Below are 403 nucleotides of genomic sequence, written 5' to 3' on the forward strand. Positions count from 1 at the left end.
TGGTGAATGAAGAGACAGCCGTTCAGCCAGTGTTATTTGGTGGCTTTTCATTTGATCCTTTAAATGACCAGCCGAGCGAGTGGAGAAATTTCCCTCAGGCTTATTTTGCCGTCCCGACTTTTCAGCTGATTATTAAAGGCGAGCAGGCTTATGTTAGTGTCCACCTGATCACGAAGGCACCAAATAGTTTTGCAGATTTTGAAGCACTTCGGAAAGAACGTGACCGGCTGATTCACGCAGCGCAAGTATAAAAAAAAAAAACAAGAACAAGATGAAACAACACAATATTGTGTACTACTCATGAAACAACATAACGGTCATGGTTTTAGCAGTACTTGATGTCACACGTATCACGCTAAACTCTAACAAGCAGCAAGACATAGCAACAATTCGAACAGCAGAC

1 pseudogene is annotated in these 403 nt (G+C 42.2%); it reads left to right on the forward strand.

From position 1 onward, the window contains the following. Positions 1-251: pseudogene (locus BHE18_RS01120) on the forward strand (isochorismate synthase); the annotation flags it as partial. Between the last annotated feature and the right edge of the window lie 152 nt (positions 252-403).

Origin of the sequence: Rossellomorea aquimaris (assembly GCF_001877785.1) — a bacterium.
GTDB classification, from domain to species: Bacteria; Bacillota; Bacilli; order Bacillales; family Bacillaceae_B; genus Rossellomorea; species Rossellomorea aquimaris_A.